A 9,774-nucleotide genomic window follows, 5' to 3' on the forward strand; every position below is an offset into this window, starting at 1 on the left:
CTTGCCGGAACGCTGCTGCTGTTCGCGCTGATTTCCTGCGGCATGACGTTCTTCGGCAATGCACAGCAGGGGCTTCCAGGTAACGGTTCGCTGTGGAAGACGACCGCGCTGTTTCTTACGGTGGGCGGGTTAATCGTCGCGCTGTCTGGCGTGATGACAGCGATGTTTGAACAAGTAGACCGCCGCGCCGAGGAGCGTCGCTACCAGGAGCGCATGTCAAATCGCAGACGCAAGCCCCGCCACTGATAAAAAGCTACAATAAACACATGTATGAAGTAACCGTAGAGCGCGGGTTTGCCTCCGGGCACTATTTGCGCAATTACAAAGGCAAGTGCGAGAACCCGCACGGCCACAACTATAAGGTCCGCATAACGCTGCGCGGTGAGAGCCTGGACCATGCCGGTCTGCTGCTCGATTTCAAGGACCTGAAGCAGGTGATGCGTCCGGTGATTGACCGCATCGACCACCAGATGCTGAACGAGCTTGATCCGTTTACGGAGATCAATCCGTCAGCTGAGAACCTTGCGCGGTTTTTCTACGATGAGACGAATAAGCAGTTGGCCGAGATGACGAGTGGCCGCGTGCATGTAAAGGACTGCACCATCTACGAGACCGATACTACGACGGCGACGTATTACGAGTAGCGCGCCGTGTACCTGATTGAAATTTACAAATCTGTTCAAGGGGAATCGAGCTTCGCTGGACGCCCCTGCATCTTCGTGCGGCTGGCGGGCTGCAACCTGCGCTGCTCCTGGTGTGACTCGGAGTACACTTTCAAGGGCGGCTACAACCTGACGGAAGATGAGGTTGTAGACGAGATTGAGAAGCTGGCTCCGGCTAAATTAGTCGAGTTTACCGGTGGCGAGCCGCTTCTGCAGGATCGCGAACTGATTCCGCTGATGGAGCGGCTGCTGGCTGCCGGTTATGAACTGATGATTGAGACCAGCGGCGAGCGTCCTCTGGATCGCGTGCCGCCCTCCGTCCACAAGATTGTCGATGTGAAGTGTCCTGGCTCCGGTGAGGGCGGCAGTTTCCGAATGAGCAATTTGGAATACCTGACGAAGAGTGACGAGGTGAAGTTCGTCATCGCCAATCGCGACGACTATGAATTTGCCCGCGCTTTTATACGCGAGCACGCGCTCGAGGCCAGCGTTGGCAGCGTATTGCTGTCGCCGGCATTCACCAAGGCACCGTCTACCGCACGCAGTACTGAGAACTGCATGCTCGATCCGCGCGAGCTGGTGGAATGGATGCTTGCCGATGGTCTGGATGCACGATTAAGCCTGCAGATTCACAAGTACATTTGGGAGCCGCAGAAGAAAGGCGTTTGAAGGCACAAGTCAATGTCTTGTGTGGGAGTCAGTGAGTCAGGTATCGCAGATTGTGTGTATCTATTCCAGGAAAGCTGACGTTAGATACCGCTAGAAGGCTGATCTAAAGACAGAATTTCCTTCAATTGCGAATAGATCCCCGATGGGCTGCGCGACCCATAGTGTTTCCCTTTGTGAGTCCTAGTCCTAGTCTTACATTTCCCGGCGTCCCTCTAAAGCCCGCAACATTGTCACCTCATCGGCATACTCAATGTCGCTGCCTGCAGGCACTCCCGTGGCAATGCGCGTTACGCGCACTTGCGCCGGGCGCAGCATATCAGCCAGATATCCAGCCGTTGCCTCGCCCTCAATCGTAGGCGACGTCGCAAGAATCACCTCATCCACGTCGCCGCGCGAAACTCTTGCCAGCAGATTGCCCGTTCGCAGATGTTCCGGCCCGACTCCGTGTAGCGGCGAAAGCGTTCCATGCAGTACATGGAATACGCCGTTATAGCTGTGCGTCTTTTCGATGGTTGCTATATTCGTCGGCTCTTCCACCACGCAAACCAGCCGCTGGTTGCGTGTGGGACTCGCGCAGTATACGCATGGATCGACATCCGTAATGTTGTTGCAGATCGAGCAAAGCTGCAGCTTGGCCTTCAGGTTGCGAATTGCGTCAGCCAATGCTTCAGCATCCTCGCCATTCGAGCGCAGGATATGAAACGCCAATCGCTGCGCGTTCTTCGATCCAATGCCGGGCAGTTTGCGCAGCTCCTCAATGAGCCGCGCCATGGGTTCTGCAAAACGTGACAAAAAACGTAAGCCTCTCCGCTGTTTTAGCAGGATTCCATAGGCTACGCCAGTCGCATCAGAGAAGCTGTCATCCTGAGCGGAGCGAAGGATCAGTTTTCTTCTTATCTATCGAAGTAGTCGTATTTATAGCGTCGTATAGACCAGTTCGACAAACTGCTCCGGCTTCAAAGCGCCTTTGCCCCAGTCAGCGTCAAAACCGGCAGTAGGCTTGGCGGCAATCACCTGATCGAGAGATTGCCCGCCGCTCTTCAGCTTCTCTATGCTGGTCGCCACCGTGGCCAGCATATCGCGGTATTTCTGCAGCGCGTCCTTGTCGCCCAGCGGACCATGCCCCGGAACAACCTTCGTCTTGTCGTCGGCAACTGCAAGGCAGGCGTCCGCGCCGCGAATCATGCCATTGACCGTACCGCCCGTGCTCGCGTCGATAAACGGATAGAACCCATTAAAGAACACATCGCCGCAGTGCAGCACATTTCCGCCAACAAAGTGAATGTAAATATCCGTGTCCGTATGCGCGTCAGGCATGTATACGAGATCAATCTCATCATTGTTGATAAAGAGTTTCTCTTTATCGATAAAAGTTTCCTGCGGCAGAGCGCTCGTGGGCGAGGGCGGAAGCTTCAGGTGAAAGAACGCAATCTCCTGCGCGGTCGCCATGCGGTTGCGCGTGTTCTCATGGGCCATGATGAATGCGCCGGAGTTGTCATGCAGCGCGGCATTACCGTCGGTATGGTCGAAATGCCAGTGCGTATTGACCAGCAACTTCATCGGATGCGGGCCCAGCGTGCCGAGTGTATCTTTCAAACGCGAAGCCGCTGTTGCCGCGCTCGAATCAATCAGCAGTTTTCCATCCGGTCCGGTCTGTGCCACCATGTTGCCGCCGACGCCTTGCAGAAGGAAGAGCGTGTCCCGCAACTTCGTCACCTGAATTGGCGTCGTTGCTCCCGCAGTGCGAAACTGCTGCAGGCGGTCAGCAGGGGCAGCAGTATTTGGCTCTATGCCCGGCTGCTGTATTGGCCGCGCAAATGCCCTCGGAGCAAAAAACAGCGCTGCTCCCGCCCAACTGGCCTGCCGCAAAAAGCTCCTGCGCGTCACCTCATGGGAATGCATCAAGTCCTCCGCGTCCTCCATGCCCATAGCCTTCCTCTGCGAAACTCTGCGTACTCTGCGGTAAAGAATTTCTTATAGCGAAGCCCGGCGTGCTTGATGTCTTAGCTGTAGATAATCTCTTTTAACCAGAACAAGAAGCCTCAAAAAAGCCCCGGCGGCAGATTTATCCCGCCCAGCATTGATGAAGCGCTGGACTTAATCGCCTCATCCGCTCGCCGTCCTGCCTCGTTGAAGGCCGCCGCAACCAGGTCTTCCAGCATCTCCACATCCGCCGTCGCGCCGCTGAGACCGGCTACTGCATTGGGATCGATCGTCACCTTCAGCACCTGCTTCTGGCCGTTCATTTTCACCGTCACCGCCCCGCCGCCCGACGAGGCCTCGACCACGATCTGCGCCAGCTTCTCCTGCATTTGCTCCTGCATCTGCTTGGCCTGCGCCAGCATTTCCTGCAGCTTCAACGGATTTATCATGTCGAGTACACCTCAAAGATTCGTCATCCAGAGCGGAGCGAAGGATCTGTTTTTCGCGGCAGTTGCCGCAATTGTCGGTGCCCCGTCCTTTGCGAAGCAAAGTGTGGGAAACAACTTCACTTGGCATCCCGCAAATCCAGAACGCTACGCACCTCAGCCCCAAACAACTCCATCGCCTGCTTCACCAGCGGATTATCGAGCGCAGCCGCCTGCACCGACCCACTCATGACCCGAGGCTTCGATTCAGGGCTTGCCGCTCCATTCTCTCCCGGAACAACCGCCAGTTTCTGGGATGCGCCCGGCACTCGCAGTGCATTCCTGGCGATCTTCTCCGCCTCGACATTCATTGTCAGTCCAAGCATCGTCTTCTTGGCCGCAACCTCGACGCGAATCGTATCGCCCTCCACAGACCACTTGCCCGCATCAAGAAGCGCCGCCGCAGTGTTGTGGCCCTTGTCATTGAGCGCTGCGCAAATTGTTTCGCGAATCCGATCCAGATCAACCTTAGATCCGCTCACCGCCAGATCAGCAGAAGGAGATTCTTCAACCGCAGGCGGCAGGGGACTCTCCGCCGGTTTGGGGCCAACCTCTTCCGCCGGAGTGGGCGCTTTCATTTCAGCCAGTGGAGCAGCCGCATTGCCCGGACTCTTCCTATTACTGTCCGCCTCAAATGGAGAAAACGCCGGCTTCGCTGGGTGCCCCACAACTTGCCTTGAGCCAGCCGAAGGGTCTTGAAAAGATGTGGGGTTTGCTGACTTGGGTAGGGTCGCCTGCCCTGACACAGCCGAAGAGGATCGCAGAGACGCTGGAGACGATACCTTGGACGAGCTTCCCCCACCAGGGGGCATTCCGCTCAACAATTCTTCAACCGGAAGCAGGCGCTGCAAGTGCACCAGCTTCACCAGCCCGAGTTCCAGATGGAACCGCTGCTCCTGCCGATAATTCAGTTCATCAAACGTCCGCAGCATGACGTTCAGAAAGCGTGTCAGGTCTTCTTCTGAGAAGAGCGTCGCCGACCGCGCCGCGCGCGTCCGCTCATCCGTCGAAACCTGCAACAGCTCAGTAGTCTCGCCTCCAATCCGCGCCATCAGCACGTTCCGCAGGTAGCGAACAAACTGCCGCGCCAGCGCCGACGGACTATTGCCCGCATTCAGCAGCGTATTGATCTCCTCAATCACCGTTGATGCCTGGTTCGCGCTCACCGCCTCCAGTAGCCGTTCAAAAACGGTGTTCGGGACCGTACCCATCAGCTCGCGGATCTGCTCGCCGTCGAGCTTTGCTTTGCCATCCACCAGTGGGGCCGATGCAATCGCCTGGTCCATGATCGACAGCGCGTCGCGCATCGATCCATCGCCCGCCTCAGCCAACAGCGCCAGCGCCGTGTCGTCAGCCAAGATGTTTTCCTGCTCGGCGATCGCCCGCAGCTGTCCCAGAATGTCGTCAAACTTCACAGCGTGAAAGCTGAAGTGCTGGCATCGCGAGCGGATCGTCTGAGGAAAGTCCTCCGGCTGTGTTGTCGCCATCATAAAGACGACGTGCTCCGGCGGCTCTTCCAGCGTTTTGAGCAGGGCATTGAAGGCGGCGTCCGTGATCTGGTGCGCCTCGTCCAGAATATAAATCTTGTACTTGTCTCGCGCCGGACGGTAACGCGCCGCGTCGCGCAGCTCGCGAATCTCATCAATGCCACGGTTGGTCGCCGCGTCAATCTCGATCACGTCAACGGCATTTCCTCCGCGAATCTCCGTGCACGAATCGCAGACACCGCAAGGCTCCGGCGTGGGCCGCTTGGCGGTCCCAATCGCTGTCCGGCAGTTCAAAGCCATCGCCAGAATGCGGGCAATTGTCGTCTTCCCAATGCCGCGATGCCCGCTGAAGATGTATCCGTGCGCAATCCGCCCCTGCTCCAGAGCGTTGAGCAGCGTGCGCGTCACATGCTCCTGCCCCACCACGTCCCCAAAACGCTGCGGACGATACTTTCTTGCTAAAACCTGATACGTCATGAATGGTCCGAAGATTGATTGTACTGCGGGACGGACCGTCCAGGCAGGGTCAGACACGCGCTCTCCCAGCGCGACTTGATCGTGCTATGGCTCCCGTTTACGATTTCTACGCGTATTAATGGAGGAATCATATGCCGCTCTGGAGATGTGCGAAATGTGGGGCCGAGTTCGATTCGAGCACGAAACCAACTTGTTCTGCAAAACCCGGCTGTAAGAATGGCATGTTTGTTAATCCGGTAGTAGAGAAAGTTGCGGCATACGATCATGCCGCTCAGGCTGCTGGGTGGCACTACCAGCTGGATGATGCCCGCACGGTCAATCAGAACTACAGCAACAACTCAGGCGGCCAGCACAGGCCGGGTGGCTCGTGCTACGTCCGCGGCGAGTGGGCCATCTCACCCGATGGCAGTACCCACAGCGCAGGGCGCGCCTGCTGGAAAGTTTTTCGCAGAAGGGGCAACCAGTGGGACTACTGGGGCAGTTACGATGGAGACCTGGCTCAGGTAAATCGGGGAGGCGGCATCCGCGAGCAACAGCCGCCAACGAACTGAAATCAGAGATCAGCTCAAAATCGCCTGCCTAGACAGCGCCCGCCGCAACACCATCTCCAGCGCCGCCTTCTGCTCGGCATACTCGGATTCGCTCAGTTTGCCTTCCAGCCGCTCGGTCTCCAGAGTAAACAACTCTTCTTTGAGCGCTGCCAACAAATCACCCTGCCCGGAAGCCGGGATTACAACGGGAGTAGGTGGGATCGCGGCAGGAGCAGAAGCAGCTTCCGGCTTGGCCCGCAGCAGAAACGCCGCCGCTACTGCCAGCACCAGCGCGAGGCCGCTCAGAATCCACCACTTATACTTGTTCAGCGGATCGGGTGTGTCAATCGGATTCCCAAGCCCGCCACCAGGACGCGTATCATTCGTCGCAGAAGACTGGCCCGCCTCTGGCCCCGCCGCGTTGGCATCATTGCCACTTTGGCTCTGCTGTTCGCGCGGCATCGATCCAGTGCCGGAGACGGTAAACGCCATCACCTGCGAAGGAGAAACATTGCGCGCCAGAAATGTCTGCGCGTCGGTGCCATCATTGATTGGCTGAAAACCAACTGCCCCGCCGCCTTTAAAGACCATCGCCTTCGGCAGCATGACAGCGACGTTTTGTGTCGGCAGCGAAACCTTTGGCGTGAAGTTGAAGCTGCCGGTATAGGGCAGATGGTAGCTCACCTGGAAGCGCGTCTCGCCCGGACGAATTGGGAATATGTAGGCGTAGTAGCCCTTTTCGCCCGTCGGTATCGGAGAAGACGAAACCGGCATCCCACCCGGCGCCATCGCCGCCGAGCCTTCAATGCGAGCATCGGGCGGCAGATAAATCTCATACGACCGCTGGCTGAGCTGCGTCATCGGCGGGTTCGAGTCGTTCTTGACGAAGTAATTCTCAATCACATGCAGGCCTTGCGCGTCGGTCTCGATCCGCATGACAGCGGCCTCGGTGCTCACGCCGTCAACCTTCGGCAACACGTCGTAGACGTCCACATTGGCGGTCGTCGTCCCCGGCGGCACTGGCTGAAAGTATGCCGCCTTCTGGTGGTCAACGCGGATCAGGTGCATCCCGCTGTCTGGCACGTCAATCGAATAGTGCCCCTTAGCGTCTGTCTTCGTGCGCGCCGCTTCCTGCATGCCCTGCGCGAAAGCAATGAGTACCACATCGTCGCCGCCCGCAGGCTTGTTGACCGTCTTATTCGTCACCGTGCCGGTCACAGTAGCAGCAAAAGCCGACGAGGAAACAGCAACCAGGAGCGCCAGTGCGCTATAACGCGAACGAGAAATCAATGTCATTAAGTAACTTTCCGATAGAAACTCAACTTAAATTTGTCATCCTGAGCGAAGCAACCGAAGGGAGCGTAGTCGAAAGACCTGCGGTTTGCTTCAGTTGCTATGAATCGGCTCATCATGCGAGGGTGGGAACAAAACTAGCGGGCGCCCACCGGCTGCCGCTCTAGCAAATCAATCTCCGCCATCACCTCAGCGGCTTCATTCTCCAGTTGCGCCCGCTGCGCCGCATAGTCCTCTTCCGGATATTTCCCTGCGCGATACTCAAAATTCAAGTCCCGCAGATTGTCATACAACACATCCTTGCGCTCCCTCAAGAAATCGAGCCGCGTCTTCTGCACCTGCGCCTCGACCTTGCGCTCCGGGTAGAAGACGTAAGCAAAAATCGCAATCAGTAACAGCCCGCAGGCAATCGTGCTCACAGGACTGACCGTCCAGGTCTCTGCGGCTTACGCCGCATTAGGTTCGTACAGCCATTCATAACTCAGTCTCCTTGCGAATCTGGTCGCGAATGCGGTCGAACTCGCGCACATTGGAAGCAGGCGGCATCGCGACCGTGCGCAGCTTCCACTTCCGCACCAGCGCAATCGTGCCGGCAATCCCCAGCAGCAGCACAACTGGAGGCACAAACCACGCCACCAGATTGAACTTCGTCAGCATGGGAGCGGCGAGCACAGTTGGCCCATATTTCGCCTGGAACGCTTCAAGAATCTCCGTGTCGCCCTTGCCGTGGCTCAACGCCGCGCGCAGTTCTGTAAGCTCACCATCGGAATCCGGACATCCCAGATGATTGCACTCAATCAGCACTTGGCCGCAGCCGCACACGCACATCATCTTGTGCCCAAGATCGTTGTAGCGCACCGCAGTATCCGCCGACCCCATGGTGAAGACGGCCAGCAGTACTACGAGCCCAAGGTGCGAAAAACGAAACAGCTTCCGCATTTAGTCGCCGCCTTCGCCCATAGCCATTGCTTCGGTCGCTTCACTCGCGGGCACGCGGCTGCGGCTGGCTGCCAGCGCCGCCGTCATATTAGGAGTCAACGCTACAAGCGTGCCGAAAACCACGATTGCGACTCCGATCCAGATCCACGCCACCAGAGGATTCAGAAATACCTTGATAATCGGCTGGCCATTGTCGGGGTCCTTACCTGCGTAGATCACATACAGGTCCCACGCCAGCGTCGAGTGGTTGGCCACTATCGTCGAAGTCGTCTGGCTCGCCTGATAAAAGCGCTTCTCCGGAGCAAGCTGCGTAATCTTCTTGCCGCCGCGGTAGACGTCGAGGATCGCGTACTCGGTGTCGTAGTTCGGATTGGTGTCCTGCGAATAATCCAGGCACTCCAGCCGGTACGGCCCCATCTTCATGCTCTGCTTGAAATTCAGCTCCTGTTCCGTGCTCTGATTGAACGCCGAACCCGCCAGCCCTATGAAAATGACGACCACGCCAAAGTGAATAATGTATCCGCCATAGCGCCGCGTATTGCGCCGCGTCAGTTGCACCATCGAAGCGAAAATATTCTGTCCCGTATGTTGCGAAATCACGCCAGCGCCGCGCAAAAACTCAGAGCCGACCGCCGTCACCACCAGCGCACACAATGACCACGCCATTAGCGAGTACAGCGCACCTTGGTCCACCCACGGGCGCTCACCGAAGGTCATCAACACAATAGCAGTCACAACCGCCGCAACCACCGGCAGGATGAAATTCTTGCGAACGCTCTTGAATGAAGTGCTGCGCCAAGCAAGTATCGGCCCGATACCGGTGAGGAACAGGAGAAACAGCCCAATGGGCACCGCCACGCGGTTGTAAAAAGGAGGCCCGACCGTGACTTTGTTCCCCTGCACATACTCAGACAAAACCGGGAAGAGCGTCCCCCACAACACGGTAAAGCAGGCCGCCAGCAGCACCAGATTGTTGAACAGGAAACTCGACTCGCGCGAAACCAACGACTCAAGTTTGTGTTCCGACTTCAAGTGGTCGCGTTGCAACACAAACGTGAACAGGCAAACCGCCAGCACAATCACCAAAAACGCCCAGAACCACGTCCCGATGGAAGACTGCGCAAAAGCATGAACTGAACTCACCAGCCCCGACCGCGTCAGCAGCGTCCCCAGAATCGAAAGCGCGAAGGTCGAGAAAATCAGCCACACGTTCCACATCTTCATCATGCCGCGCTTTTCCTGCATCATGACCGAGTGCAGAAAGGCCGTGCCCGTCAGCCACGGCATCAGCGAAGCATTCTCCACCGGG

Annotated in this window: 12 protein-coding genes; 4 read left to right on the forward strand and 8 right to left on the reverse strand. The window is 57.4% G+C overall.

The features are described 5' to 3' along the window. The 3 genes from VEV40_RS19585 to VEV40_RS19595 all read left to right on the forward strand — a co-directional run. Nucleotides 1-246: hypothetical protein (locus tag VEV40_RS19585; RefSeq protein ID WP_324834759.1), on the forward strand; the 246-nt coding region annotated here is incomplete at its 5' end. A gap of 20 nt (nucleotides 247-266) precedes the next feature. Next, nucleotides 267-644, forward strand: a complete 378-nt coding sequence (gene queD / locus VEV40_RS19590; RefSeq protein WP_324834760.1) for a 6-carboxytetrahydropterin synthase QueD — start codon at nucleotides 267-269, stop codon at nucleotides 642-644. Nucleotides 645-650: 6 nt separating this feature from the next. Next, nucleotides 651-1,331, forward strand: a complete 681-nt coding sequence (locus VEV40_RS19595; RefSeq protein ID WP_324834761.1) for a 7-carboxy-7-deazaguanine synthase QueE — start codon at nucleotides 651-653, stop codon at nucleotides 1,329-1,331. A 192-nt stretch (nucleotides 1,332-1,523) separates the two neighbouring features. Here VEV40_RS19595 and recR read toward each other — a convergent pair whose 3' ends face one another. From recR to dnaX, 4 genes are all read right to left on the reverse strand, one after another. After that, nucleotides 1,524-2,123: a recombination mediator RecR gene (gene recR, locus VEV40_RS19600; RefSeq protein WP_324834762.1), complete on the reverse strand. Its 600-nt coding sequence runs from the start codon at nucleotides 2,121-2,123 to the stop codon at nucleotides 1,524-1,526. A 123-nt stretch (nucleotides 2,124-2,246) separates the two neighbouring features. Next, entirely contained in the window at nucleotides 2,247-3,233 is a 987-nt protein-coding gene (locus VEV40_RS19605) for an MBL fold metallo-hydrolase (RefSeq protein WP_324834763.1), read from the reverse strand. Between the two features lie 140 nt (nucleotides 3,234-3,373). Beyond that, entirely contained in the window at nucleotides 3,374-3,700 is a 327-nt protein-coding gene (locus VEV40_RS19610; RefSeq protein ID WP_324834770.1) for a YbaB/EbfC family nucleoid-associated protein, read from the reverse strand. Nucleotides 3,701-3,819: 119 nt separating this feature from the next. Next, nucleotides 3,820-5,760 carry a DNA polymerase III subunit gamma/tau gene (dnaX, locus tag VEV40_RS19615; protein WP_324834764.1) on the reverse strand — a complete coding sequence of 647 codons (1,941 nt, stop codon included), beginning with the start codon at nucleotides 5,758-5,760 and terminating at the stop codon, nucleotides 3,820-3,822. Between the two features lie 164 nt (nucleotides 5,761-5,924). Between dnaX and VEV40_RS19620 the strand changes: the two genes are divergently transcribed. Beyond that, nucleotides 5,925-6,254, forward strand: coding sequence for a hypothetical protein (locus VEV40_RS19620; protein WP_324834765.1), 330 nt, complete (start codon nucleotides 5,925-5,927; stop codon nucleotides 6,252-6,254). A gap of 9 nt (nucleotides 6,255-6,263) precedes the next feature. Here VEV40_RS19620 and VEV40_RS19625 read toward each other — a convergent pair whose 3' ends face one another. From VEV40_RS19625 to VEV40_RS19640, 4 genes are all read right to left on the reverse strand, one after another. Next, the gene (locus VEV40_RS19625) at nucleotides 6,264-7,529 is read right to left on the reverse strand and encodes a carboxypeptidase regulatory-like domain-containing protein (RefSeq protein WP_324834766.1); all 1,266 of its coding nucleotides are present in this window, start codon (nucleotides 7,527-7,529) and stop codon (nucleotides 6,264-6,266) included. Nucleotides 7,530-7,663: 134 nt separating this feature from the next. Beyond that, the gene (locus VEV40_RS19630; RefSeq protein ID WP_324834767.1) at nucleotides 7,664-7,945 is read right to left on the reverse strand and encodes a hypothetical protein; all 282 of its coding nucleotides are present in this window, start codon (nucleotides 7,943-7,945) and stop codon (nucleotides 7,664-7,666) included. A 55-nt stretch (nucleotides 7,946-8,000) separates the two neighbouring features. Then, on the reverse strand, nucleotides 8,001-8,465 hold the full coding sequence (locus tag VEV40_RS19635) for a cytochrome c-type biogenesis protein (RefSeq protein WP_324834768.1): 465 nt from the start codon (nucleotides 8,463-8,465) through the stop codon (nucleotides 8,001-8,003). After that, nucleotides 8,466-9,774, reverse strand: a 1,309-nt coding sequence (locus VEV40_RS19640; protein ID WP_324834769.1) for a heme lyase CcmF/NrfE family subunit, incomplete at its 5' end; no start/stop codon positions are given.

The sequence above is a fragment of the Alloacidobacterium sp. genome (genome assembly GCF_035631355.1).
Lineage (GTDB): Bacteria > Acidobacteriota > Terriglobia > Terriglobales > Acidobacteriaceae > Alloacidobacterium.

Excerpts from the sequence above, each read along its gene's own strand:
- queD (WP_324834760.1), top strand. The coding sequence starts at position 267 with ATGTATGAAGTAACCGTAGAGCGCGGGTTTGCCTCCGGGCACTATTTG.
- VEV40_RS19620 (WP_324834765.1), top strand. The coding sequence starts at position 5,925 with ATGTTTGTTAATCCGGTAGTAGAGAAAGTTGCGGCATACGATCATGCC.
- VEV40_RS19605 (WP_324834763.1), bottom strand. The coding sequence starts at position 3,233 with ATGCATTCCCATGAGGTGACGCGCAGGAGCTTTTTGCGGCAGGCCAGT.
- VEV40_RS19635 (WP_324834768.1), bottom strand. The coding sequence starts at position 8,465 with ATGCGGAAGCTGTTTCGTTTTTCGCACCTTGGGCTCGTAGTACTGCTG.
- VEV40_RS19625 (WP_324834766.1), bottom strand. The coding sequence starts at position 7,529 with ATGACATTGATTTCTCGTTCGCGTTATAGCGCACTGGCGCTCCTGGTT.